Origin of the sequence: Curtobacterium sp. C2H10 (assembly GCF_025407985.1) — a bacterium.
Lineage (GTDB): Bacteria > Actinomycetota > Actinomycetes > Actinomycetales > Microbacteriaceae > Curtobacterium.
Genome location: NZ_JABXGF010000003.1, coordinates 36,998 through 60,396, shown reverse-complemented (window position 1 = coordinate 60,396; position 23,399 = coordinate 36,998). Strand labels below are relative to the sequence as shown.

Below are 23,399 nucleotides of genomic sequence, written 5' to 3'. Positions count from 1 at the left end.
TGTATCACCCCCGTACCTCCCACCCCACCCGACCCGAACACCGACCGCATCGGAGCCAGCGATGACCACCGAGCACCACTCCAGCCCAGTCCCCTCGAGCCCCGGCGCCGCCGGCCCCGGCCTGAAACGGGAGCTCAAGGTCGCCGACGCCGCGGCGTTCTCCGTCGGCCTCATCGGACCCGTCGGGGTCATGGCGCTCCTCGGGGCGGGTGCCGCGGGCATCCTCGGCCGCGGCGCCACCTGGGCCTTCGTGTTCGCGCTCGTCGCGGTGTCCCTCGTCGCGTACGGGTTCGTGAAGCTGTCGCGGCACATCGCGCACACGGGCTCCGTCTACGCCACGGTGGGCCTCACACTCGGCGCGCGAGCAGGGTTCGTCGCCGGCTGGGCGCTGTTCTTCGGCTACGTGACGATCGGCGCCGGGTCCGGCATCGAGATCAGCCTGTTCGTCACGCAGCTGCTGAACGACGTCGGGCTGGACGTCGCGCCGGACTGGATCTGGGTGACGATCGTGGCGCTCGCCGTCGTCGTGCTGCTCGGACGCCGCCCGGTCCACGTCATCACGCGGTCGTTGCTCTACGCCGAGCTGATCGGTGCCGTGCTCGTCACCGTCCTCAACGTCGTCGTGCTCGTCCGGCTCGGGGTCGGTGCGGCGCCCGCCGGTCGGCACCTCAGCTGGGACTTCCTCGCCCTGCCGAGCGGCACCGACGTCGGTCTGATCGCGGGCGCCGCGGTGTTCGGGTTCCTCGCGTTCGCCGGCTTCGAGGGCGCGGCGACCCTGGGCGAGGAGACGAGCAACCCGAAGCGGGACATCCCGAAGGCCCTGAAGATCGCGATCGTCGTCGTCGGAGCGTTCTACCTGCTGTCGATCGTCGCGCAGTCGCTCGGCTACGGCACCTCGGCAGCCGGGGTGAAGCAGTTCGCCGGCTCGGCGGCCCCCTACGGCGACCTGGCCCGCACGTACGTCGGCAGCTGGCTCGCGGACCTGCTCACCCTCGCCGCCGTGGTCAGCCTGTTCGCCATCTTCCTCGGCACCCTGTCCGGAGCGTCGCGCGTCCTCTTCGCCCTGTCCCGCGACACCGGCATCGCCCGGCCGGTCGCGAAGCTGTCGCCGCAGGGATCGCCGGTCAACGCCCTGAGCGTCGTCGCGGTCGTCGTCCTGCTCGTCGTGGTCGGGGAACGGCTCTCCGGCGCAGCGGTGCTCGACGCGACGTACTGGGCACTCACCGTCGGGACCATCGCACTGCTCGTCGCCTACGTCCTCGCCACCGTCGGGGCCGTCCGGTTCCTCTTCTTCTCGCGCCGGACCGACACCCCGAGGTGGCAGATCGTCGTGCCGGTCCTGGCGCTCGCCCTGGTGCTCTACACGATCTACAAGAACGCCGTCGGGCTCGATGCGCCGTACAGCTGGTTCCCGTACATCGTCGCGGCGTGGCTCCTCGTCGGGCTCGCGATCACGTTCCGGACGGGGCTGGTCGAACGGGTTCGGGTCGCCCTGGCAGCGTCGACCGATGACGGCCGGGAGGCACCTTCCGCAGTCGACGACGGCACCGCACCGCCGCAGCGACCCGCGTCCCGTGACGACGAGGACGTGGTCGCGTGACCCGCGTCGCCGCGGTGCAGCTCGCGCCCGTCGTCGGTGACCTCGCGGCGAACGCCGCGACGGTCGGGGCGGCGCTCGCCGCCGTCCCGGACGACGTGGACGTCGTGGTCCTGCCGGAACTCGCGACGAGCGGCTACGTGTTCCGCGATGCCGCGGAGGCCCGCTCTGCAGCCGTCCCCGCGTCGGACCCGACCGTGACGGACTGGGCGACCACTGCCTCCCGGCTCTCCGGCGGCGCCGGTGGCGTCGTCGTGGGCGGCTTCGCCGAACTCGGCGACGACGGTGTCGTGTACAACTCCGCCGCGGTCGTCGACCCGTCCGGGGTGATCGGCGTCTACCGGAAGGTCCACCTGTGGGACGGTGAGAAGGAGTGCTTCACGCCGGGGTCCCGGCCGCCGCTCGTCGTGGACACCCGGCACGGGCGCATCGGCGTGGCCATCTGCTTCGACATGGAGTTCCCGGAGTGGACCAGGCTCGCGGCGCTCGACGGTGCGGACGTGCTCGCGGTGCCGACGAACTGGCCGTACGTCGAGCGCCCCGCGGGGGAGCGTGCCCCCGAGGTGCAGATCGCCATGGCCGCCGCGCGGGTGAACCGGATGGCGATCGTCTGCGCCGACCGGTGCGGCACCGAGCGCGGGGTCGACTGGAACGAGGGGACCTCGATCGTCGATGCCGACGGATGGGTGCGCGCCGCGACGGGACCGGGCCCCGGCACGGTGGTCGTCGACCTCGACCTCGTCGCCACCCGGGACAAGACCCTCACACCGCGCGCGGACCTGTTCGGTGACCGACGGCCGGAACTCTACGGACCGCTCACCAGCCGGTGACGACGCCGGTCACCCCTCGGTGAGGAGCTCGCGGGCCAGCCGAGCGAGCTCCGAAGTGGCCGCCGACAGGATCGACCCGTCCCGTTCGACGAGCGCGACGGTGTCGTGGACCGGCTCGGCGAACGGCGTCCAGTGCAGCCCGAGACCCGCGGCGGACACCTCGGCGACCGCCCGGGCGATGAACGTGTCGCCCACTCCCGACGCGACGAGGGCGAGCGCGGTCTCGACCTGCTCGACCTCGACGTGCGGCTCGAGGGACACCCCGGCGAGTCGGGCACGTTCGGCGAACTGCCGTCGGGTGGGGTCGCGCCAGCCGTAGTGCGCGTCGTACAGGACGAGGCGACGAGCGGCCATGGCCTCGATCGTCATCGGCTGCTCGGCGACCGACGGGTCCCGGCTGACGAAGACGACCTCGTCACGGCGGAGCGGCGTCACCCGGAGCCCGTCGGTGTCGATCGGCAGGACGACGAGCCCTGCTTCGAGACCGCCCGAGGCCACCTCGTTCGCGACCTCGACCGAGTTCAGCCCGATGACCCGGAGCCGCACGGCCGGGTGCGCGGCGTGGAACCGGGTGAGGAGCTCGTCGAGCGCGTAGTACTTCGCGTTGCGGAGCAGTCCGAACGACGCCGTCCCGCCGACCAGTGACGTCACCGCGCGGAGCGCCCGGTCCGCCGAGTCGGCCTCGGCGATGATCCGCTCCGCCATCGGCAGCAGCACCGCGCCGGCGTCCGTCAGGGTCAGGCGCCGCCGGCCTCGGACGAACAGTGCGGTGTCGTACGCGCCCTCGAGCCGGCGGACGAACTCGGAGACCGACGACTGCGAGCGGAGCAGGGCCGCCGCGGCCGCCGTGAACGAGCCGAGGTGGGCGACGGCGACGAAGACGCGCAGCTGCACCAGGGTCACGGCGGCAGCCTACTGGTGTCGTCGGCGGGCGGCGGTGGTCAGACGATCGTGCTGCCGCCGTCGACGAGCAGTTCGCTGCCCGTCATGCCGGCGCTCTGGTCGGACGCGAGGAAGAGGACGGTGGCGGCGACCTCCTCAGGGCGCAGGAGCCGTCCGAAGGGGAGTCCGCTGGCGACCTGGTCCAGCCACGCGTCCGAGTCGCCGGGGGCGAGTCCCACGAACCCCGGTGTCTCGGTCGGACCCGGAACGACGGTGTTGATCCGGACGCCGCGGGGAGCGAGTTCCCTGGCCCACGTGCGGGTCAGCGCCGCGACCGCTGCCTTCGAGGCCCCGTACAGCCCGAGCATCGGTTCGGTGCCCGCGGCCGACGTCGATCCCGTGACGACGATCGTCGACCCGTCGTGCAGGAACGGCAGCGCACCCTGCACGGTGAGGAGCGTTCCCCGGACGTTCGTGCCGAAGGTCGTCTCGAAGTCGTCGGCGGTCGCGGACTCGAGGGCCCCGAACTCGCCGACTCCGGCGTTCGCGTGCACGACGTCGAGCCCGGTCCCCCGCTCGGCGACCGCGTGGAAGACCGCCGCGATGCCGTCCGGACGCGTGGCGTCGGCGCGGACCGTGGTGACGGCGTCGCCGAGTTCCGCCTGGATCGCGTCGAGTGCTTCCTGGCGCCTCCCCGTGACGACGACGTGGGCGCCCTCGGCGACGAAACGGCGCACGACCGCGAGTCCGATCCCCGACGTCCCGCCCGAGACGAGTGCTGTCTTGTCCTGCAGTGCTCCGGTCACGAAGCCCTCCGATGTGAGTTGTTGACTGATTGATCCAGAACGGTACATCATAATGGACGGATCAGTCAACAACGAGACCCGGAGGAGCCCCGGTGCCACGACCACGCAAGTTCGACGAGGCGGACGTGATCGAGCGGGCGCGGCGCACGTTCGCCGAGACCGGGTTCGAGGGCACGTCGCTCGACGACCTGCTCGAGGCCACGGGGCTCGGGCGGCAGAGCCTCTACAACGCGTTCGGCGGCAAGAAGGAACTCTTCATGCGGGCCTTCCTCAGCGACACCGACGGTGCTGTCGACGCGGTGAAGACCGTGCTGCAGGGCGCCGAGCACCCCATCGCCCGCATCCGCACGCAACTCGTCTCGGCGGCGGTCGAACACGGCGCCGCGCAGGCAGCACCGTCGCTGCTCGTGCGCGCGTCGGTGGAGCTCGCCGCTCGCGATCCGGAGGTCGCCGCGACCGTCACGAAGGCCTTCGACGCGATCCGTGCCGACTACGCGGCCTGCATCGTCGACGCCCAGGTGGCCGGTGAGATCGAGGCGGATGCGGACGCCGAGGCGCTCGCCACCTACTTCTGCGCGGTCATCGAGGGGATGGGTGCCATCGGGCGGGTGGGAGTGTCGCGTGCGGAGCTCCTGCGCGTCGGTCTCACCAGTCTCGCCGTGGTCCCGATCACGCCGCTCGGTGAACAGCACCTCAGTGCGGAGGGCGGCGCCTGGAGCTGACTGATCGGTTGCTCAGTCGTCCTCGGTGCCGCCGAGCAGTGCCGCGAGCCAGGGTTCGACGACGTCCGCGACCTGATCGGGCGTGCGGGAGCCGGCCGCTCCAGGGTCGAGGCCCGGCAGCCCGATGAAGTGCCGGGCGATCGTCAGCCCGAGGATGCTCGACACGACGACGGTCGCCCGGAGTTCGGCGTCCTCGGTACCGCTGGCGTGCGCGAGTGCCTCGACCCGTTCCTGCAGGTAGCTGCGCATGAGCTGCGCTGCCTGCTCGGACGTGAACATCGAGCGGATCAGCGCGCGGGTGGCCGGGGGGAGTTCGAGGAGCCGCGCGTCGAGGACCGTCCGCAAGTGGTCGTCGACGTCGTCCGCGCTCACGGAGGCGACGGGCTGGACGGCGAGCGTGAACAGGTTGTCCTTCGACCCGTAGTGCTGCAGCACGAGCGAGGGGTCGACTCCGGCGCGCTGCGCGATGCCGCGGATCGTCGCACGGGTGCCGTGCACACCGAACTCGGTCTGCGCGGCCTCGAGGATCCGGGCAGCGGTGGCGGCTCGGCGGTCCTTGCGGGAGAGTGACTCGGGCACGAGTTCACTCTACAGACGGTGAGCGGAGGTGCTACGGTTCACTCAACAGTTGATGAGCGAAAGGGTGACGTCGTGGCGGATCTGCTGATCGGGATCGAGGAGCACTGGGTGCACGAGGGGATCGACCGTGCGCAGCGCGCGTTGCCGGCTGACCGGCGCGACGACAGCCTCGTCCTCAACGACCACGGCGATGCCGCGCGGCGCCTCGGCGACGTCGGGAGCGAGCGCCTCGCCGCGATGGACGCACAGGGCGTCGACATGCAAGTCCTGTCCCTCGCCCCTCCGGGCACGCAGGGGCTCGACGCCGCCGAGGCGGTCGCGCTGAGCCGCGACGCGAACGACGAGGTCGCTGCCGCGGTCGCCGCACACCCGGACCGCTTCCGGGCCTTCGCGACCCTGCCGCTCGCCGACCCGCACGCCGCCGCCGTCGAACTGGAGCGCGCCGCGGCACTCGGCCTCGTCGGCGTCATGCTGCACGGCCGGACCGGGGACGTCCTGATCGACGACCCGCGCTTCGAGGAGCTCTGGACCGTCGCGGAGCAGCTCCGGCAGCCGGTGTTCATCCACCCGCAGATCCCGCCGCGGGCCGTCCGGGACGCCTCCTACACCGGGCTCGGCGGCCTGCCCGACCTCGCGCTGGCGACCTTCTCGTGGGGTTGGCACCTCGAAGCGGGAACGGCGGCGCTCCGGCTCATGGCGCGCGGCGTGCTGGATCGCCACCCGTCGCTGCAGCTCGTGCTCGGGCACTGGGGCGAGCTCCTGCTGTTCTGGCACGACCGCGCCGACGGACTCGCACGTGCGGCCGGCCTCGAACGGTCGATCACGGAGTACCTGCGCGAGAACGTCTGGATCACGGCCTCCGGCGTGCTCGACCCGGCGATGCTGCGGCACGCCCTGAGCATCACGACGCCGGACCGGCTCCTGTTCTCGACCGACCACCCGTTCCAGCAGCCCACCCGCGAGGAGATCGCCGCCTTCCTCACGGCACTGCCCGATCAGCAGGCCCGCGAAGCCTTCGCGTCGGGGAACGCCCGCCGGCTGTTCGGTCTCACGGGCTGAGCACCCCGCCGCCGGTACGCTGCGGACATGCCGGGGGACTTCACGATCCGAACCACGACCGAGCGCGACTGGGAGCAGGTGCGCGCCCTCCGCATCGAGAACGCCACGGACGACCCGATCTCCTACGGCGCAACGCTCGAGTACACGCTCGCGATGACCGAGGACGACTGGCGGCTCCGCGCCAGGCGTGGCGAGGAGACGGAGACGACGAGCGTGGTGGCGATCGACCGGACGGGCCGCTGGATCGGGATGATGAGCGGCCAGGTCGGTGACGCGTACGGCAACGATCCCGTGCTCACCGGCGTGTACGTCACGCCGTCGGCCCGTGGCCGGGCGAACGGCGTCGCGGATGCGCTGCTCGACCACGTGGTCGGGTGGGCAGCGGGGCACGGGGAGCGGCTCCGCCTCGAGGTGTACGACCGAGCGGTGCCGGCCGGTCGCTTCTACGAACGTCACGGGTTCCGGGCGAGCGGTCGCTCCCGCGACTTCCGACTGCTGGGGCAGGGGCGGGACGCCCCGTCGCTGCGCCTGGTCGAGTTGGTGCGGACCGTCACGTGACCGGCTGACGGACGGGAGGCGCGGTGCAGCCCCGCCCCGCGCCTCCCGTCCGTCGCTGTGGTGCGTCGGCCGCGGCCCAGACCGCGATCACCGCGCAGACACTGCCGCGATGGCCTCGCTCACCGTCGAACCGGGGTGTTGCTCCCGCCAACGCCGGACCTCGGTCGGGTCCGGTGTGCTCCCAGGCGGCACTGCTGTCGAGCCGATCACCGGCGACGCGAACGCGGCGTAGGTGAGCGTCCCCAGGGCCGCCACGCAGGCGTACACGAGATCGAGCGCGTACCAGGCGCCAGCGGTGGCAGCGAGCCCGCCGCAGACGATCAGTGCCGGGCCCCAGCGTCTCACCGGAAGCACCCGCGCTTGACGGCGGCGACGCCGAGCAGCTCGGCCCCGAGCGCTGCGGCAGCCCCGCCGAGCGCGCGGATCTTCTCCCAGCTGAAGGACGCGCCCCACATGACGCGGACGGCCTTCGTGACGCCGCCGAGCGAGTTGATCAGGCGCTTGATCTTCAGGATCTTCGCGACGGGGAACGCGGTGGACGCGATCAGGAGCGCGATCGCGCCGGTGCATTCGAGGACACTCGCGCGCGCCGCTGCCAGGACGTGCTGGTTCTCGGCGATCCATGTGTCGTACGCCGCCTGCCCCTCGAGCAGGACGCGCTCGGGCACTCGGTCGATCAGCTCGAGACCGCCGGCCATGTCGGCGGCCTGGAATTCGAGTTCCATGGAGACCGTCGCCGTGTCGACCGCGATCGGGCCCTGCGTCGCAGACGCCGGCGGCGCTGACAACAGCGGTGTGCAGAGTCCGGCCGCGAGCACGACGGCGACGGCGATCTTCGACGGTGACGAGGTGGATGACTGCATGTGCGTTCCCTCCGGTCCGGCACCCCTTGCCGGTGGCTCCACCCTGCCGGTAGCCGGTGAAATGCGCAAATGTCAGCGGATCAGACGGCGGCGAGCTCCCGCGTCAGCGCCGCCACGAACGCGTCGATGTCCTGCTCCGAGGTGTCGAACGAGCACATCCACCGCACCTCGTTCCGGCTGGCGTCCCAGTCGTAGAACCGGAAGTGCTCGCGCAGCCGGTCGGCCACGCCAGCCGGCAGCGTCGCGAAGACCCCGTTCGCCTGGGTCTCCTGGCTGAACCCGACGCCGCGGATGCTGCCGTCGGCGATCCCCGTCTCGAGGGCGCCGCGGAGCCGCTGCGCCATGGCGTTCGCGTGCCCGGCCGACCGGAGGTAGAGGTCGTCGGTGAGCAGGGCGATGAGCTGTGCCGAGACGAAGCGCATCTTCGACGAGAGCTGCATGTTGAGCTTGCGGAGGTAGTGCAGACCCTCCGATGCCGTGGGGTTCAGGACGACGATCGCCTCGCCGTAGAGCATCCCGTTCTTCGTCCCGCCGAAGCTCAGCACGTCGACGCCGGCGTCGGTGGTGAAGTCGCGCAGGGGGAGCCCGAGGCTCGCGGCCGCGTTCGAGATGCGGGCGCCGTCCATGTGCAGCGTCATGCCGAGCGGGTGGATGTGGTCGGCGATCGCGCGGACCTCGTCCACCGAGTAGGCGGTGCCGAGCTCGGTGGTCTGGGTGATCGAGACGACGAGCGGCTGGGCGCGGTGCTCGTCGCCCCAGCCCCAGGCCTCCTTGTCGATGAGCTCGGGGGTGAGCTTGCCGTCCGGCGTCTCGACGGGCAGGAGCTTGATCCCGCCGACGCGCTCGGGGGCGCCGGCCTCGTCGGTGTGGATGTGCGCGGTCGAGGTGCACACGACGGCGCCCCAGCGGGGGAGCATCGACTGCAGTCCGACGACGTTCGCGCCGGTGCCGTTGAACACCGGGAACGCCTGCGCCTGCGACCCGAAGTGCTCCCCGACGACCTCGTTGAGGCGTGCGGTGTACACGTCTTCGCCGTAGGCGATCTGGTGGCCGTCGTTGGCCGCGGTGATCGCCGCGAGGATCTCGGGGTGGATGCCGGCGTAGTTGTCCGAGGCAAAGCCCCGCAGGTCCAGGTCGTGGAGTCGAAGGGTCACGCGTTCATCCTAGGTTCGGGGCGTCGCCCGCCGAGAGCGGGATGCGGGTGCCGTTCACGGCTGCGGGGTCGGCCGACCAGAGCCGCACGACCTCGTCGCCGAGTCGCGCCTCGAGGCCGGCGAGTGCACGCACGACGAACACGACCGCGGCGGCGGTGTCGGGCGCGTCCGTGCCGAACCCCTGGGCGACGGCGCGGACCCAGGCGTCCGAGGCGGCCTTCGCGGCGGCGTAGTTCGCGGCGCCGGCGGTGGGCGAGTCGACGGTGGTGGAGGAGACGAAGGCCAGGCGTCCGGCGGGCGAGGCGACGAGGTCGGCGAAGAACTCCCGGGTCGTGTTCCGGAGCGTCCGGAAGGCCCGGTCGAAGAAGTCCCAGTCGTCGTCCGACTGGCCGGCGATGCTGCCACCGCCACGCCAGCCACCGACCAGGTGGACGAGCCCGTCGATCGGCCCGAGGTCCGCGTGGATCCGTGACGCCAGCGTGGCGACGTCCGCACGCGACGAGAGCTCGCACGTGTGGGTGGTGACGCCCGGGACGGCGGTGCTGAGCGCCTCCAGGCCTGCCGCCCTCGTGCCGACCGCGACCACCGTCGCACCGGCGGTGACCAGCGACCGCGCGACGGCCTCGCCGCTGGTGCTGGTCGCGCCCGCGACCAGCACCACGCGACCGGTGAGCGACCCATCGCTCACGCGGCGACCTCCGTCGTCCCGGTGATCCCGGCTGTCGAAGCGATGACCGGCGCCATCTTCTTGTTGAGCGCCTCGTAGAACATCGACAGCGGGAACTCGTCGTCCATGACCGCATCGGTGTAGCCCTTCGGCGGTCCGGCGAGCGTCTCGGTGGGGAGTCCGCGCGCCCAGGCCGAGGCCGGGTGCGGCGTGAGCGTCCGGGTGAGCATCTCGTACGCGGCGAGCCAGTGCGCCGCCTTCGGCCGGTCGATCGAGCGCCGGTACAGCTCGTTGATCTCGTCGCTGAGGGCGATGATGACGTCCGGGACGGCCTCCCAGTCGATGGTGAGCTGCGTGTCCGTCCAGTGCAGGACGTCGTGCTGGTGCATCCACGCGAAGAGCAGCTGGCCGCCGAGGCCGTCGTAGTTGCGGACACGGCTGCCGGTGATCGCGAAGCGGAAGATGCGGTCGAACACGACGGCGTACTGCACGAGGCGCGCGTGGTCACGGATGGCCAGCTGCGCGTCCTGGAGGCTCGCATCCGGCAGCGCCGAGAGGGTGCGTTCCAGACGCACGGACTCGCGGAACGCGGTGAGGTCGCAGCGCAGCTCCTCGAGCGAGTAGAGGAAGAACGGCATCCGCTGCTTGATCATGAAGGGGTCGAACGGCAGGTCCCCCCGCATGTGCGATCGGTCGTGGATGATGTCCCACATCACGAAGACCTGCTCGGTGAGCTCCTGGTCGTCGAGCATCGCGCGCGCGTCGTCAGGAAGGTCGAGCTTGGTGATCTCGGCGGCCGCGCGGACGACCCGGCGGTAGCGGGCGGCCTCGCGGTCCTGGAAGATCGCGCCCCACGTGAACGTCGGCAGCTCGCGCATCGCCACGGTCTCGGGGAAGAGCACGGCGGAGTTCGTGTCGTACCCGGGGGTGAAGTCGACGAACCGCAGCGCGACGAAGAGCGCGTTGCCGTAGTCCCCGGCCTCGAGCTCGGCGATGAACTCGGGCCAGATGACCTCGACCAGGACGGCTTCGACGAACCGCGAGGAGCTGCCGTTCTGCGTCACCATCGGGAACACGACGAGGTGGCCGAGCCCGTCGACGCGGTGCTGCTGCGGCTGGAACGTGTTCAGGGAGTCGAGGAAGTCGGGGACGCCGAACCCCTCGTCGCGCCACCGGGCGAAGTCGAGCTGCACGGCCTCGAGGAAGGCCGCGTCGTGCGGGAAGTGCGGTGCCAGCTCGGCGATGGCCGGGACGATCGTCGCGACGTGCTCGGTCGCGGCAGCGTGGTCGGCAGGCTCGGGCACGGAGCCGTCCTGCACCTGGACGGTCTGCAGCGCGGTGACGGCGTCCTGCAGCCGGAGCCAGGCCGGGTGGGCGGCGACCTCGCGCACGGACAGGCGGTCCTCGACGACCTCGGGTTCTCCGACGATGGCGTCCTTCGAGAACTCCTGGACGAACTGCGACATGTCGTACCTCCCGTCGTTGGGCTGGCTGCGGGTGCGCTGGTGCATCGAGCCTAGGGAAGATCGAGGGACGCAAAGTTGCCCATCTGCGGCGGAAACGTGCGCGTCCGACGGTGGCGCGCTCCGAACTGATCGCACCGCGCAAGGTTCCTCCGTTGTAGGGCTGGACTGCGCTCGACATCGCTCCACCGGTACGGTCGCAGTGAGCTTCAGGGAGGACCGTGGACGAACGGATCAGCGACGGGTCGAGCGTCGACATCGAGGTCGTCCACCCCGGTGACCCGGTGGCCGACGGGATCGTGCGGACGTACCTCGCCGAGGTCGCGTCGCGCTGGTACGGACGCCCGGCGACCGAGGACGAGGTCGACCAGGCGCTGCGCGACGAGCCGTACGACGACCTGCAGGGTGCGTCCGGGGTGTTCCTCGTCGCCGTCGAGCAGGGTCGAGCGATCGCGTGCGCCGGAGCGCGATTCGGTGCCGGTGTCGGTCTCCGTGTCGCCGAACTCACGAAGGTCTTCACCCTGCCCGAGGCGCGTGGGCGGGGCACGGCGGCCCGGCTCGTGCGCGAGCTCGAGGCGGCGTGCCGTCGCCGCGGGATCGGCGTGCTCCGGCTGGACACCCGTGCCGAACTCGCCGAGGCCTGTGCGCTCTACGAGCGGCTCGGGTTCGAGCGCGTGCCCGCCTTCACCGACGACCCCTACTCGGACCGGTGGTACGCGAAGCGGCTCTGACCCGCAGCGACCGTGGGTCGGGAGGCGCGGGTCGGCGCCGCACCGCGCCTCCTGGTCGAGCCGTGGTCGCGTCCACGGCTGCCGGGTCGACGACCGGACCCGGCTGGGTCAGCGCCGCCGCCCCGCGCGGCGCATCGGGACGTGGCCCCACCAGCCGAGGCCGTCGGCGTCCACGTCGAGGTGGTCGAGCCACCGGCCGAGCGGCTCGCCGATGTTGAAATCGGCGACTTCCCAGCCGAATTCCTCGGGTGTGGCTTCGTCGCCGGTCGTGTAGGCGTCCAGCCAGTCGATCGTCGTCGAGCGCTCGCGGACGATGCCGACGCGCGGGCCGCCCCACGGAGCGTCGTAGACCACGCGGAAGCCGTCCTCGGTCGCCCAGGCATCGTGGACGACCACGGACTCCGCTTCGGTCGGGCCGCCGTCGCGGAGCTTCCGCAGGCAGGCGAGGAGTGCCCGCGGACCCCACTCGTCCGACGCCGCCGCTTCGAGTTCGGCGATCAGTTCGGCATGTCGCTCGCTCAGCACCCGGACACACCGCCGGGTCCTGTCGTCTCGACCACGCTGCGCGTCAGGCGCTCGGACCGCTCGTCCGGTTCAACCGGTCGGCCGCACGCCCGAGGAGCCAGTTCACGGCCCACCCGACCACGCCGATGACCGGCACCGCGACGATCACGACGGTCCAGACGATCTTCACGAGGTCGCTCCGACGTCGGTCCCGCCACACCTGCACCAGCGCCAGTGCGTCCAGCGCCAGCACGACCAGCAGGACCAGCACGTGTGCGCCGCCCAGGTTCTCGAGCACGTCGTTCTCCCCTCGTCCGCCGCGCGCAGGGATGCGCTTCGCGGCTGTCCAACGATAGGAGGGCGCGGCGGGTGGTTCGTCAGTCCAGCGGTTGACATCGCTGCTCGCCGGGCGGGCCGAGCACGAACGCGCACGCTGGGCTGTCCGGGGCACGTCCTGGTCCTCCGATCGTCGGACTGCTCCCGGGCACGGTCGGGTCTACCGTCTGTTGCGTGCGGCAACGACGCCGCACGATGACGAATCGAGCATCATGCAACGACGGATGAAGCACCTCGTCGCGATCGCGCTGAGCGCCGGTGTCGTGGGGGCACTGCTGCCTGCGGTCGCCGCCCAGGCGGTCACGACGAGCGACACCCCGGACTTCGGGAGCAACGTCAAGATCTACAGCCCCTCGACGCCGACCTCGACGATCCAGGCCGACGTCGACGCCGCGTTCAACGCACAGCTCCGGAGCACGACCGCGCAGTTCGGGACGCAGCGCTCCGCCTTCCTGTTCAAGCCCGGGAGCTACGGACGGGTGTGGGCCAACCTCGGCTTCTACACGACGGTCGCCGGCCTGGGGAAGAACCCCGACGACGTGACCATCAACGGCGCCGTGAACGTCGACTCCGGGTGGAACGCCGGTGACGAGAAGAACGCGACGCAGAACTTCTGGCGGTCGGTCGAGAACGTGGCGATCGTCCCCGAGGGCGGCACCGACCGTTGGGCGGTGTCCCAGGCCGCCCCGATGCGGCGGGTCCACATCAAGGGGAACCTCACGATGGGGCCCTCGAACCAGGACGGCGGCCAGGGGTACTCCTCCGGCGGGTACATCGCGGACACGAAGGTCGACGGGACGGTGACCTCCGGCTCGCAGCAGCAGTGGTACACCCGCAACTCGTCGATCGGGTCCTGGCAGGGCGGCAACTGGAACATGACGTTCTCGGGCGTGCAGGGCGCTCCCGCGAACGACTTCTCGAAGAGCTACACGACCCTGTCCACCACGCCGACGACCCGCGAGAAGCCGTACCTGTACGTCGACTCGTCGGACAAGTACCACGTGTTCGTCCCCTCGCTCCGGCAGAACTCGTCGGGCGTGACCTGGCCGAACACCGCCGGCACGGACATCCCGATGCGCAACTTCTACGTCGCCCACCCGGGTGACTCGGCGGCGACGATCAACAGTGCGCTGTCGCAGGGCCTCAACCTGTTCTTCACACCGGGCACCTACCAGCTGAACGCTCCCATCGCGGTCACCCGTCCCGACACGGTCGTCACCGGGATCGGCTTCCCGACGCTCGTGCCGACGCAGGGCAACGCGGTGCTCACCTCGACCGACGTCGCCGGCGTGAACGTCTCGAACCTCGTCGTCGACGCCGGTTCGCAGAACAGCGCCCAGCTGGTCCGACTCGGCACGAGCGGCTCGCACGTCGACCACGCCGCCGACCCGCAGAGCATCCAGGACGTGTTCTTCCGCGTCGGTTCGAGCATCCAGGGCAAGGCGACGACGACCCTCCAGGTCAACGCGGACGACACCCTGGTCGACCACATCTGGGCCTGGCGCGCCGACCACGGCGGAGCGGCCACCGGGTGGACGGTCAACACCGGCGCGACCGGCGTCGAGGTGAACGGCAACGACGTCCTCGCGACCGGTCTGTTCGTCGAGCACTACCAGAAGTACGAAGTGCAGTGGAACGGCAACAACGGACGGACGATCTTCTTCCAGAACGAGATGCCGTACGACGTGCCGGACAACGCGTCGTGGCAGAGCCCGACCGGTGCCGGCTACGCCGCCTACAAGGTCGCCGCGAACGTCACGAGCCACGAGATCTGGGGCGGCGGTGTCTACTGCTTCTTCAACACGAACCCCGCGGTGCACGCCGACCGAGCGTTCGAGGTCCCGCAGGCCGCCGGCGTCCGTGCGCACGGGCTCGTCACGGTGTCCCTCGGTGACACGGGCACGATCTCGAGTGTGATCAACGGGGTCGGGGGAGCGGTGCCGACGCCGGCGGGGAACACCTCCCCCAACCGGCTGGCGTCCTACAACTGATCCCGAGCGGGTCCCCGGCCGAGGGTGGCTAGAACAGGTTGCCCCCGCTGGCGACCTGGATCGCGACGAGGGCTCCGGCGAAGACCACCAGCACGCCGACCAGTGTCGCGAGTGCGACGGGCCACCCCGTCCGGCGTCGGGCACGGCGCGCGACCGAAACGACGATCCCCGCGACGAGGACGACGAGCGTGAGGACGAGGTGCCAGTTGCGCACGGCCGCACCGGGGTCGTCAGCACTGCTGCACCCCGGTGACGGTTGCGCGCACCCGGCGAACGCGAGCTGGCCGATGAGGACGACGAACCACGCCGCCGGGCTCACCAGGACGGCCGCGCCGAGGAGCAGGACGGTGGCGACGAGGTCGACCGAGCCGGGGTCGCGGGGTGGCGGCGCCTGCTCGGCTCGCGGCGGGTGCAGCACCAGGTCGTCGCCGGGATCGTCCCACCAGTCCTCGCGTGCCCCCATGCACCCAGCGTAGGCGGGGGCGGTGGACGCGAGTGGACGGCGGACGGGAGGCGCGGGTCGGGCCCGCACCGCGCCTCCCGTCAGAAGCGGGTCGAGCCGCGCAACCGGCGCGGCCGGCCGTCGGGGTCCACGGCGAGGCGCGCGGCGGGACGCGCCCACAGATGCTGCAGCGCGGAGACCGCCTCCGGCTCGTGCTGGCGGATGCGCCCAGGGGGTCGCGGGCCGGGCTGCCCGTCCTCGTGCCAGTGGTCGAGCGCACGTGCCGTGGACCGCCAGAGGGCGAGCAGGTCCGCGCCGGACCCGGTGAACCGTTCGTCGTCGGGCGTCGTCGCGAGGTGCTCCGCCCAGAGCTCGTGGCGGAGGTCCCGGGCGAGGGACCGGTCGTCGTCCGAGGTGTCCACGACGGCGCACGTGAGTTCGCTGTCGGACGTCCACGAGCGGCGGTTGAAGTTGTCCGAGCCGATCGTGAACCACTCGTCGTCGACGATGCAGACCTTGGCGTGGATGTAGATCGGGCGGCCGTCCTCGTGCTCGAGGTCGAAGGCGCCGACACGGTCGGGTGCGGTGCGACGGAGCGTCCGGAGCGCCTCGATCTGGCCGAACCGGCTCGGGGGACCGCCCAACGGCCCGTCCGAGTTCGGGTACCGCGGCACGAGGACGACGACACGGAGGTCCCGGTTGCGTTCGAGGGCCTCGGCGATGCCGGTCGCGACCTCGCGGGACCAGAGGTACTGGTCCTCGATGTAGAGCAGCGATCGCGCTCGGGCGAAGGCCTTGCCGTACGCGCGGGCGATGCTCCGCTCACCCAGGGGCGCGAACGGGAACGGCGGGCGCTTCACCCCGTACGTGCGGAGGAGCTGCACGGCGTGGTGCCCGGCCGGTGGTGGTGGCGCCGTGCGTTCGGGCAGCGGCTCGGGGCGGCGCGGCATGTGGACGAGGCGTTGCAGCAGCATCCGGTACGGCAGGCTGCGGTCGAGGGGGAGCGGGTCGTCCCAGCGCTCGGCGAACACGGCGAGCACGTCCGCGACGACCGGCCCGCGGAGCTCCATCGACGCGTCGTGCCAGGCCGGGCGCTCCCCGTAGCGGGCGTCGATCGAGACGGGCTGCGGATCGCCCTCGTGCGCGGCGTCGTCGCGACGGCTGTGGCAGAGGTCGATCCCGCCGACGAAAGCGACGTCGCGCGAGGGGTCGTCGCGGTGCTGGATGACGAAGAACTTCTGGTGGTGCGAGCCGAACACCCGGACGCGCTGGTCGAGCAGCACCTGGCCGCCGGCGTCGTTGATCTTCCGGCCGAGCAGCTCGTTCGACCGGGCGCTGATCGACGCCGAGACGCGCTCGCCGTGGGACCGCCAGATGAGCCCGCGCACCTCGATGCCCGCTCGTGCGCGGTCCGCCAGCAGGTCCCCGATCGTCGGGCCGTCCGGCAGCAACCGCTCGTCGGCGTCGCCGCGCCAGTCGGTGAACCACACGCGGTCGCCGGGGCGGAGTGCGGTCAGTTCCGCGTGGATGCGGTCGAAGTAGGCGGCGCCGTGCACGAGCGGCCGGACGTGGTTGCCCTCCGACCACGGTGCCGCATCGGCGCCGGTGTCCCCCTCGGCGTCGGGCCGGTTCCGGTCCGTGTCGTCGTCGGGGTGTCCCGCGTGCACGCCGGTGGCGAGGTTGCCTCGCTCGTCGCGGGAGAGGAACCAATCAGCTGGACCGGTACGCACAGTCGAACAGTACGGGACGGCGCCGTTCAGGGGCGCGAGCCCGGCAGGGGGATCTCGTGGCGGTCGTTCCACGGCTCGGCCCAGCCGAGGCGGTCGAACAGGGCGTCGAGGAGCATCGCGGTGAAGCCCCAGACGACGTGCTGCTCGGGGCCGGAGTCGATCGTGAACGCCGGGCCACGCCACTCCTGGCCGCCGCGGCGGATCACCGTCACGCCGCGGCGGGCGGGGTCGAGCAGGTCGGCCACCGGCGCCCGGAACACCGCGGCGGACTCGGCCTGGTCGACGACCCGGACGGGCGAGGGCTCGCGCCACCACCCGAGCACCGGCGTGACGAGGTGTCGCGAGAACGCGAGCGGCACCGGGGCGATCGTGCCGAGGACGTCCACGCCCGCGGTGTCGATGCCGGTCTCCTCGCGGGCTTCACGGAGTGCCGCGGCGGTCGCGTCCGTGTCACCGGGGTCGACCCGGCCGCCGGGGAACGCGATCTCGCCGGGGTGGGCGCGGAGCGTGGTGGCCCGTGCGAGCAGCAGGACGTCGAGGTCCCGCGAGACGTCGGTGCCGGCGGCGGGGCGGTCGCTCGGGACGTCGTCGAGTTCGCCGAACAGGATGAGGACGGCCGCGTTGCGGGAGGCGCTGGCCACCGGCATGCCCGTGACGAGCGGGGCGGCACCGGGACCGACGAGCGCGGAGAGCTGCTGGCGCGCCGAGTTCACGTCGTCAGCCTAGGTGCTGCGCTCCGAGGCGGAACATCCGGAAGGTGCGCCCCCGGGGGATCTCCGAGGCACGACCCGTACGTTCCGAGTCAGCACCACCGGGACCACGGCGGTCCCGAACCGACACTGCACGGGAGCAGACCATGAGCGACACCGACGGCACCGCACCGAAGAACGACCCCGAGGGCACCCCGAAGCCGGACGGCCTCGGCGAGGACGGCACGATCCCCAACGAGCCCGACGGTCTCGCCGCCGGACACGTGGGCGACGACTCGCACTTCAACCCCGAGGAGGACGACGGCACGGAGTGAGGACACTCGTCACCGCCACGATCGGGGTCGGGCTGGCCCTGGCGCTCGCCGGGTGCTCGTCGCCCGGGTCCGCCTGCGCCGACTACGGGCAGGGCAACACGGTGAACGTCGTCGTGCCCGAGCACCTCGCGGACGCCGTCGAGTCGGTCGCGGTGTGCATCGGGACCGACTGCACGCCCGAGCAGGAGTCGGCGACGTCCGAGGTCGACGGCGCGACCTGGACGGTCCCGGTCGAGCAGACGCAAGACGAACGCGGCCGTGTGGCGCTCTTCGGCGCCGACGGTGCGCGGCTCGACGAGCGCGGCGTTGAGCTGGCCTGGACGGACTACGGCTTCGGCGCACCCCTGCAGTGCCGGGGGAGCGGTGTCGCCGGGGTCAGACTCGACTGACGGCCCGAGGCGCGGGCTGCACCGGACTGTGAGCTCGGAGGCTAGAGCACCCGCTCCAACAACCGCAGCGTCCCTGCGATGTCCACGTCGCGGTCGAGCAACCACTGCACCTGCAACCCGTCGAACGCCGCGATGATGAGCGACGCGACCTGGTCGAGGTCCGCATCGCTGTGCCGACCGGTGGCGACGAGCTCGTCGCGCAGTTGCTGCGCCAGATCAGCGCGCGCCGTGGCGAACCGCGCCGCGAAGTACGACCGCGCGGTCTCGTTCCCCGCCTCCACCGAGGCGCCGAGCAGCGTCGTGTAGAGCGTCACCAGGGCCGGCTCGCTGACGTTCCGGTGGGCGACGAACTCGAGCCGGGGGAACACGCCGCCGGTGTCGCCCAACGCCCGGTTCGACGCGTCGTCACGCTCCCGCAGCACCTCGACGAGCAGGGCCTCGCGCGACGAGAAGTAGTGCCGGAGTGCGGCGTGCGAGATGCCGATCGCCTCGCCGATGGCCCGGAGCGAGGTCCCGTCGATGCCGCGGGAGGCGACGACCTCGAGCGTCTGGTCGAGGATCTCCTGCCGGCGCTGCACGCCCTTGGCGTACGGCCCGCGGCTGCCGGTTCCATCGTTGGAGGTCACCCGGACCAACCTACCGGCAGCGATGAGCCGCCGAAGTGCTCGCGCAAAGTACCGAAACAAAAACTTCCGGTCGGAGGTTTTGAGTGCTACTGTCCCGATCACCTAGTAGCACTAGGGATTCAGCGGGCCCCGAAGCCCCCTATGACTCGAGGAGGAGTCATGTCGACACCGACGTCGAAGGAAGAACCCACACGCGGCATCGCCGGAACCGCATCCCCCGCGGTCACCGCAGCCGCCGGCGCCACCGCCACGGACGCCGCAGCGTCCCGAGCGTTCTCGGTCGAGGGCATCACGCAGTCCGTCAGCACGATGCGGGTCGGCCGCGGCTACCTCTGGGGCCTCAGCTTCGCCCAGTTCGGCCTCTTCGTCGCCCTGCTCACGCCGGTCTTCGTGAGCATGTCGATCAAGGCGACCGAGCTCAACCCGTCGAACCCCGAGACGATCGTCGGTTCGGTCCTGCCGTTCGGCGCGATCGGTGCCCTGCTCGCGAACCCGCTCTTCGGCGCGATCTCGGACCGCACCCGCACCCGCTGGGGTCGTCGTCGACCGTGGATGGTCGGCGGCGTCATCGTCTTCGTCGGTGCGCTCGCCTGGCTCGCGTTCTCGCCGAACGTCCTGCAGCTCACCCTGGCGTGGGTCCTCGCGCAGGTCACCGCCAACGCGGTCCTCGCCACCCTGACCGCGAGCTTCGCCGACAACGTGCCGGAGTTCCAGCGCGGCAAGGCCTCGAGCGTCATCGCGCTCGCGCAGAACACCGCGATCCTCGCCGGTCTGTACCTGGCCGTCTACCTGGTCGGCAACCTGCCGATGCTCTTCATCGTCCCGGGCATCATCGCGATCATCGCGATCCTCGTCTACTCGTTCGTGGCCCGCGACGAACTGCCCACGACGCCGATCAAGCCGTTCAGCTGGGTCAACCTGATCAGCTCGTTCTGGACCAACCCGATCAAGCACCGCGACTTCGGGCTCGCCTGGTGGGGGCGCTTCCTCATCACCTTCGGCACGTTCATGTTCACGACCTACCGCCTGCTGTACATGGAGGACCGGATCGGCCTCCCGCAGAAGGAGGCCGTCGGCATCGTCGCGTTCGGTGTGCTCCTCTACACCGTCGCCCTGCTGGTCAGCGCCGCGCTCTCCGGGTGGGTGTCCGACCGCGTCGGCCGCCGCAAGGTCTTCGTGTGGAGCTCCACGGCCCTCACCGCCGTCGGCCTGGTGATCCTGGCGCACGTCGACACGGTCGGCGGGTTCTACTTCGCCGAGATCGTGATGGGCTTCGCCTTCGGCATCTACTCCGCCATCGACACCGCCCTCATCGTCGACGTGCTGCCCGACCCGGAGCGCCCCGGCAAGGACCTCGGCGTGATCAACATCGCGAACGCGCTGCCGCAGTCGCTCGCCCCGGCCGTCGGCCTCTTCCTCCTCGGCGTCGGGGGCGGTCAGAACTACACGCTCATGCTCTGGGGCGCGGGTGTCGCGGTGATCCTCGGCGCACTCGTGATCTTCCCCATCAAGTCGGTCCGGTAGACGGCGCACCAGCGCACGGTCCTGGAGGCGCGACCCGACTCGCGAAGGCGAGTCGCGCCTCCAGGCGGTCACCGCACACACCGCAAGCCTCCCTGAAAGGACCCGTCATGGCACCCGCCATCTCCCTGCAGCTCTACACGGTGAACGCCGCGCTGGAGCCCGACCTCGACGGCGGCGTCCGCCGCCTCGCCGACATCGGCTTCGACACCGTCGAGGCGTTCGCGTTCGTCGACCGAGCAGCGCAGCTCAAGGAAGCGTTCGACGCCCACGGCATCACCGCGAAGACCGGCCACGCCTTCCTCGTCGAGGAGACCATCCCGCTGCCCGACGGCAGCGTGATGACCGCTCCGTCGCACGCCGACACCTTCGCCGCGGCGAAGGAGCTCGGCCTCGAGATCGTCATCGACCCGTTCGTCGGCCCCGACCACTGGACCACCCGCGAGGGCGTCGAGCGGGTCGCGGCCCGACTCAACGCCGCCGCTGCCGAGGCGGCCGAGCACGGCCTCCGGGTCGGCTACCACAACCACGACCACGAGCTCCGACCGCAGATCGACGGCCAGCCCGCACTGCAGGTGCTCGCCTCGCTGCTCGACCCGGGCGTGGTGCTCGAGCTCGACCTGTACTGGGCCTCCGCCGCGGGCATCGACCTCGTGCCGTTCATCGAGGAGCTCGGTGACCGCATCGTCGCCGTGCACGTCAAGGACGGCCCCATGCGCGACGACATCTCCACCGCGACGATCCCCACCGACCAGACCCCGGCCGGCCAGGGCGACGTCCGGCTCGCCGAGGCGCTGCGTGCCGCGACGGCCCTCGAGTACGCCGTGATCGAGTTCGACGGGTTCGCGGGGGACGTCTTCGACGGGGTCGCCCAGTCGTACGAGTGGCTCGCCGCGCAGCTCGCACCGAGCGGATCGGCGGTGTCCGCATGACCCGCACGGGCAAGGTCGGCATCGGCTTCATCGGCGCCGGCATGATCAGCGAGCAGTACCTGGCGAACCTCACGACCTTCCCCGACGTCGAGGTCGTCCGGATCGGCGACATCGACACGGAACGGGCGGCGGCGTCCGCGCAGAAGTGGGGCGTCGCGGCCTCCGGCGACGGAGCGTCGGTCCTCGCCGACCCCGACGTCGAGATCGTCATCAACCTCACGCTCCCGGCCACGCACGTGGCGGTGTCCACGGACGCCCTCCGCGCGGGCAAGCACGTGTGGAGCGAGAAGCCGATCGGGGTCGACCGAGAGTCCGCTGCGGGCCTGGTCGCCCTCGCCGACGAGCTCGGGCTCAAGCTCGGCATCGCGCCCGACACCGTGCTCGGCCCGGGGTGGCAGACCGCCAAGCGGGCGATCGAGGCTGGCGCGATCGGCACGCCGCTCACCGCGGTCACGAGCATGCAGTGGCAGGGGCCGGACGTGTTCCACCCGAACGCGTCGTTCCTCTACGCCAAGGGCGCCGGCCCGCTGTTCGACATCGGCCCGTACTACTTCACGGCGCTCGTGCACCTGCTCGGGCCGATCGACTCCGTCGTCGCGACCGGGTCGCGGTCCCGCGAGACTCGGGAGCTGGTCGTCGGGCCGAACGCGGGCCAGTCGTTCCCCGTCGAGGTGCCCACCCACGTGTCCGTCCTGTCGTCGTTCGAGCAGGGTGGCAACGCGCAGTCGCTGCTGTCGTTCGACACCCCGCTGTTCCGGCACGGCGTCTTCGAGGTCAACGGCACCGAGGGCACGATCGTCCTGCCCGACCCGAACACCTTCGGCGGCGGGCACCCGATCCGGATCGCCCGACCGATCCCCGTCGGTGCCTCGTGGCCGTTCGAACAGGAGTGGGAGACGCTCCTCGACGAGGAGCCGACGGTCGGCCGAGGTCTCGGCGTGCTCGACATGGCACGGGCCATCCGCGGCGGCGGTGCGCACACCGCGACCGGCGCCGTCGGGTACCACGTGCTCGACGCGATGGTCTCGGTGGAGGAGTCCATCGAGCGGCGGTCGTTCGTCGAGGTCGAGTCCACCGTGGGGGCGATCGCGTCCCTGCCTGAGGACTTCGACCCGTTCGCTGCCACGCTGGAGGCGGCGCCGGCTGCGGTCTGACGACCGGGGCACCAGACAGGAGGCCCTGCTCACGTCCGCCGCGTGCGGAACGTGCGCAGGGCCTCCCGTCGTGTCCGTGGTCACCAGGGGACGACGCCCGCGTCCTCGAAGAAGCCACCGCGCGGGCCGTCGTCCGGCAGCGTCGCGAGCCGCACCGCGGTCGCCGCGCCCTGCGCGGCCGTGCGGTCGCCGCTGAAGCCGTTGAAGTCCGTCGCGACGAGCCCCGGGCATGCAGCGTTGACGATGACCGGGGTGTCCGCGAACGCCCTCGCGTACTGGGTCGTGATCCCGTTGAGGAACGTCTTCGACGGGGCGTACGCGGCCATCACCGGACCCGGCTGGCGGCCGAGGGAGCCCATGCTGCTCGACGCGTTCACGATGCGCGGCGCGGGGGAGCGGCGCAGCAGCGGCAGCATCGCGTTCGTCACGCGGACGACGCCGTAGACGTTGACGTCGACGACCTGCCGGACGACGTCGAGGTCGAGCGTCGTCGGGTCCTGCGTCCACGTCACCGGGTCGAACGGTCCAGAGATCCCGGCGTTGTTCACGAGGACGTCGAGTCGGCCGAAGCGCTCCTCGACCTCTGCCGCGGCGGCTGCCACGCTCTCGTCGCTCGTCACGTCGATCCGGACCCCGTGGGCATCGACCCCGCTCGCCCGCAGTCGTTCCACCGCTTCCTCGCGACCGGTGTCGCTCCGAGCGCCGACGAGCACGCGCATCCCCGTCGCACCCAGCTGCTCGGCGATCGCGTACCCGATGCCCTTGTTCGCGCCGGTCACCAGCGCGGTCGTCTTGTCGTCCATGTGCTCGATCGTCCGTCCGGGGTGGTTCCCGCGTCC

26 protein-coding genes are annotated in these 23,399 nt (G+C 71.5%); 12 read left to right on the top strand and 14 right to left on the bottom strand.

Features of this window, described 5'->3' with window-relative positions; translation table 11 throughout:
* Positions 1 to 61: 61 nt before the first annotated feature.
* The gene (locus tag HWD93_RS02645) at positions 62 to 1,600 is read left to right on the top strand and encodes an APC family permease (protein ID WP_261645957.1); all 1,539 of its coding nucleotides are present in this window, start codon (positions 62 to 64) and stop codon (positions 1,598 to 1,600) included.
* The gene (locus HWD93_RS02640) at positions 1,597 to 2,427 is read left to right on the top strand and encodes a nitrilase-related carbon-nitrogen hydrolase (protein WP_261645956.1); all 831 of its coding nucleotides are present in this window, start codon (positions 1,597 to 1,599) and stop codon (positions 2,425 to 2,427) included. Before HWD93_RS02645 ends, HWD93_RS02640 begins: the two co-directional genes overlap by 4 nt.
* A 9-nt stretch (positions 2,428 to 2,436) precedes the next feature.
* Here the strand turns inward: HWD93_RS02640 and HWD93_RS02635 are convergent, their stop codons facing one another.
* Complete coding sequence (locus HWD93_RS02635) at positions 2,437 to 3,330, bottom strand: LysR family transcriptional regulator (RefSeq protein WP_261645955.1); 894 nt, start codon at positions 3,328 to 3,330, stop codon at positions 2,437 to 2,439.
* 38 nt (positions 3,331 to 3,368) lie between these two features.
* Entirely contained in the window at positions 3,369 to 4,115 is a 747-nt protein-coding gene (locus HWD93_RS02630; protein ID WP_254790857.1) for an SDR family oxidoreductase, read from the bottom strand.
* A 92-nt stretch (positions 4,116 to 4,207) separates the two neighbouring features.
* Between HWD93_RS02630 and HWD93_RS02625 the strand changes: the two genes are divergently transcribed.
* Complete coding sequence (locus tag HWD93_RS02625) at positions 4,208 to 4,837, top strand: TetR/AcrR family transcriptional regulator (protein WP_071295699.1); 630 nt, start codon at positions 4,208 to 4,210, stop codon at positions 4,835 to 4,837.
* A gap of 12 nt (positions 4,838 to 4,849) precedes the next feature.
* Here HWD93_RS02625 and HWD93_RS19410 read toward each other — a convergent pair whose 3' ends face one another.
* Positions 4,850 to 5,416 carry a TetR family transcriptional regulator gene (locus HWD93_RS19410; protein ID WP_071295700.1) on the bottom strand — a complete coding sequence of 189 codons (567 nt, stop codon included), beginning with the start codon at positions 5,414 to 5,416 and terminating at the stop codon, positions 4,850 to 4,852.
* A gap of 72 nt (positions 5,417 to 5,488) precedes the next feature.
* On the opposite strand from HWD93_RS19410, the gene HWD93_RS02615 reads away from it, so the two are divergent.
* Both HWD93_RS02615 and HWD93_RS02610 read left to right on the top strand, forming a co-directional pair.
* Entirely contained in the window at positions 5,489 to 6,475 is a 987-nt protein-coding gene (locus HWD93_RS02615) for an amidohydrolase family protein (protein WP_071295701.1), read from the top strand.
* Between the two features lie 27 nt (positions 6,476 to 6,502).
* On the top strand, positions 6,503 to 7,033 hold the full coding sequence (locus tag HWD93_RS02610) for a GNAT family N-acetyltransferase (RefSeq protein ID WP_261645954.1): 531 nt from the start codon (positions 6,503 to 6,505) through the stop codon (positions 7,031 to 7,033).
* A 341-nt stretch (positions 7,034 to 7,374) separates the two neighbouring features.
* Here the strand turns inward: HWD93_RS02610 and HWD93_RS02605 are convergent, their stop codons facing one another.
* From HWD93_RS02605 to HWD93_RS02590, 4 genes are all read right to left on the bottom strand, one after another.
* Positions 7,375 to 7,896: a hypothetical protein gene (locus tag HWD93_RS02605; RefSeq protein WP_261645953.1), complete on the bottom strand. Its 522-nt coding sequence runs from the start codon at positions 7,894 to 7,896 to the stop codon at positions 7,375 to 7,377.
* 80 nt (positions 7,897 to 7,976) lie between these two features.
* Entirely contained in the window at positions 7,977 to 9,050 is a 1,074-nt protein-coding gene (locus tag HWD93_RS02600) for a low specificity L-threonine aldolase (protein WP_261645952.1), read from the bottom strand.
* Between the two features lie 4 nt (positions 9,051 to 9,054).
* On the bottom strand, positions 9,055 to 9,738 hold the full coding sequence (locus tag HWD93_RS02595; RefSeq protein WP_261645951.1) for an SDR family oxidoreductase: 684 nt from the start codon (positions 9,736 to 9,738) through the stop codon (positions 9,055 to 9,057).
* Positions 9,735 to 11,183 (bottom strand): DUF6421 family protein, encoded by a 1,449-nt coding sequence (locus tag HWD93_RS02590; protein ID WP_261646011.1) that lies wholly within the window; start codon positions 11,181 to 11,183, stop codon positions 9,735 to 9,737. Before HWD93_RS02590 ends, HWD93_RS02595 begins: the two co-directional genes overlap by 4 nt.
* Positions 11,184 to 11,401: 218 nt before the next feature.
* Here HWD93_RS02590 and HWD93_RS02585 point away from each other — a divergent pair, with 218 nt between their 5' ends.
* Positions 11,402 to 11,911: a GNAT family N-acetyltransferase gene (locus HWD93_RS02585; RefSeq protein WP_261645950.1), complete on the top strand. Its 510-nt coding sequence runs from the start codon at positions 11,402 to 11,404 to the stop codon at positions 11,909 to 11,911.
* Positions 11,912 to 12,019: 108 nt separating this feature from the next.
* On the opposite strand, the gene HWD93_RS02580 is transcribed toward HWD93_RS02585, so the two are convergent.
* Both HWD93_RS02580 and HWD93_RS02575 read right to left on the bottom strand, forming a co-directional pair.
* Positions 12,020 to 12,436, bottom strand: a complete 417-nt coding sequence (locus HWD93_RS02580) for a hypothetical protein (protein ID WP_261645949.1) — start codon at positions 12,434 to 12,436, stop codon at positions 12,020 to 12,022.
* A 43-nt stretch (positions 12,437 to 12,479) separates the two neighbouring features.
* Positions 12,480 to 12,713, bottom strand: coding sequence for a PLDc N-terminal domain-containing protein (locus HWD93_RS02575; protein WP_261645948.1), 234 nt, complete (start codon positions 12,711 to 12,713; stop codon positions 12,480 to 12,482).
* A 262-nt stretch (positions 12,714 to 12,975) separates the two neighbouring features.
* Here HWD93_RS02575 and HWD93_RS02570 point away from each other — a divergent pair, with 262 nt between their 5' ends.
* Positions 12,976 to 14,742 carry a hypothetical protein gene (locus HWD93_RS02570; RefSeq protein WP_261645947.1) on the top strand — a complete coding sequence of 589 codons (1,767 nt, stop codon included), beginning with the start codon at positions 12,976 to 12,978 and terminating at the stop codon, positions 14,740 to 14,742.
* A 28-nt stretch (positions 14,743 to 14,770) separates the two neighbouring features.
* On the opposite strand, the gene HWD93_RS02565 is transcribed toward HWD93_RS02570, so the two are convergent.
* The 3 genes from HWD93_RS02565 to HWD93_RS02555 all read right to left on the bottom strand — a co-directional run bounded on the left by HWD93_RS02565 (position 14,771) and on the right by HWD93_RS02555 (position 17,627).
* The gene (locus HWD93_RS02565) at positions 14,771 to 15,205 is read right to left on the bottom strand and encodes a hypothetical protein (RefSeq protein ID WP_261645946.1); all 435 of its coding nucleotides are present in this window, start codon (positions 15,203 to 15,205) and stop codon (positions 14,771 to 14,773) included.
* A gap of 80 nt (positions 15,206 to 15,285) precedes the next feature.
* Positions 15,286 to 16,914 (bottom strand): phospholipase D-like domain-containing protein, encoded by a 1,629-nt coding sequence (locus HWD93_RS02560; protein WP_261645945.1) that lies wholly within the window; start codon positions 16,912 to 16,914, stop codon positions 15,286 to 15,288.
* Positions 16,915 to 16,940: 26 nt separating this feature from the next.
* A complete protein-coding gene (locus HWD93_RS02555) occupies positions 16,941 to 17,627 on the bottom strand; it encodes a CoA pyrophosphatase (protein ID WP_374115133.1) in 687 nt (228 codons plus the stop codon).
* Between the two features lie 143 nt (positions 17,628 to 17,770).
* Between HWD93_RS02555 and HWD93_RS02550 the strand changes: the two genes are divergently transcribed.
* Positions 17,771 to 17,938, top strand: coding sequence for a hypothetical protein (locus HWD93_RS02550; RefSeq protein WP_175473708.1), 168 nt, complete (start codon positions 17,771 to 17,773; stop codon positions 17,936 to 17,938).
* Entirely contained in the window at positions 17,935 to 18,327 is a 393-nt protein-coding gene (locus HWD93_RS02545) for a hypothetical protein (protein WP_261645944.1), read from the top strand. Before HWD93_RS02550 ends, HWD93_RS02545 begins: the two co-directional genes overlap by 4 nt.
* A gap of 41 nt (positions 18,328 to 18,368) precedes the next feature.
* Here the strand turns inward: HWD93_RS02545 and HWD93_RS02540 are convergent, their stop codons facing one another.
* Positions 18,369 to 18,953, bottom strand: coding sequence for a TetR/AcrR family transcriptional regulator (locus HWD93_RS02540; RefSeq protein ID WP_254790859.1), 585 nt, complete (start codon positions 18,951 to 18,953; stop codon positions 18,369 to 18,371).
* 159 nt (positions 18,954 to 19,112) lie between these two features.
* Here HWD93_RS02540 and HWD93_RS02535 point away from each other — a divergent pair, with 159 nt between their 5' ends.
* The 3 genes from HWD93_RS02535 (at position 19,113) to HWD93_RS02525 (ending at position 22,560) form a co-directional block, all read left to right on the top strand.
* On the top strand, positions 19,113 to 20,477 hold the full coding sequence (locus HWD93_RS02535) for an MFS transporter (protein ID WP_071295715.1): 1,365 nt from the start codon (positions 19,113 to 19,115) through the stop codon (positions 20,475 to 20,477).
* A gap of 107 nt (positions 20,478 to 20,584) precedes the next feature.
* On the top strand, positions 20,585 to 21,406 hold the full coding sequence (locus tag HWD93_RS02530; protein WP_261645943.1) for a sugar phosphate isomerase/epimerase: 822 nt from the start codon (positions 20,585 to 20,587) through the stop codon (positions 21,404 to 21,406).
* On the top strand, positions 21,403 to 22,560 hold the full coding sequence (locus HWD93_RS02525; protein WP_261645942.1) for a Gfo/Idh/MocA family protein: 1,158 nt from the start codon (positions 21,403 to 21,405) through the stop codon (positions 22,558 to 22,560). The genes HWD93_RS02530 and HWD93_RS02525 overlap by 4 nt, the downstream gene beginning before the upstream one ends.
* 80 nt (positions 22,561 to 22,640) lie before the next feature.
* On the opposite strand, the gene HWD93_RS02520 is transcribed toward HWD93_RS02525, so the two are convergent.
* Complete coding sequence (locus HWD93_RS02520; protein WP_261645941.1) at positions 22,641 to 23,363, bottom strand: SDR family NAD(P)-dependent oxidoreductase; 723 nt, start codon at positions 23,361 to 23,363, stop codon at positions 22,641 to 22,643.
* Positions 23,364 to 23,399 lie beyond the last annotated feature (36 nt).

Coding starts and splice junctions, on each gene's coding strand:
- HWD93_RS02535 (WP_071295715.1), top strand. CDS start 19,113: ATGTCGACACCGACGTCGAAGGAAGAACCCACACGCGGCATCGCCGGA.
- HWD93_RS02590 (WP_261646011.1), bottom strand. CDS start 11,183: ATGTCGCAGTTCGTCCAGGAGTTCTCGAAGGACGCCATCGTCGGAGAA.
- HWD93_RS02645 (WP_261645957.1), top strand. CDS start 62: ATGACCACCGAGCACCACTCCAGCCCAGTCCCCTCGAGCCCCGGCGCC.
- HWD93_RS02610 (WP_261645954.1), top strand. CDS start 6,503: ATGCCGGGGGACTTCACGATCCGAACCACGACCGAGCGCGACTGGGAG.
- HWD93_RS02605 (WP_261645953.1), bottom strand. CDS start 7,896: ATGCAGTCATCCACCTCGTCACCGTCGAAGATCGCCGTCGCCGTCGTG.
- HWD93_RS02520 (WP_261645941.1), bottom strand. CDS start 23,363: ATGGACGACAAGACGACCGCGCTGGTGACCGGCGCGAACAAGGGCATC.
- HWD93_RS02550 (WP_175473708.1), top strand. CDS start 17,771: ATGAGCGACACCGACGGCACCGCACCGAAGAACGACCCCGAGGGCACC.
- HWD93_RS02565 (WP_261645946.1), bottom strand. CDS start 15,205: ATGGGGGCACGCGAGGACTGGTGGGACGATCCCGGCGACGACCTGGTG.
- HWD93_RS02525 (WP_261645942.1), top strand. CDS start 21,403: ATGACCCGCACGGGCAAGGTCGGCATCGGCTTCATCGGCGCCGGCATG.
- HWD93_RS02570 (WP_261645947.1), top strand. CDS start 12,976: ATGAAGCACCTCGTCGCGATCGCGCTGAGCGCCGGTGTCGTGGGGGCA.
- HWD93_RS02530 (WP_261645943.1), top strand. CDS start 20,585: ATGGCACCCGCCATCTCCCTGCAGCTCTACACGGTGAACGCCGCGCTG.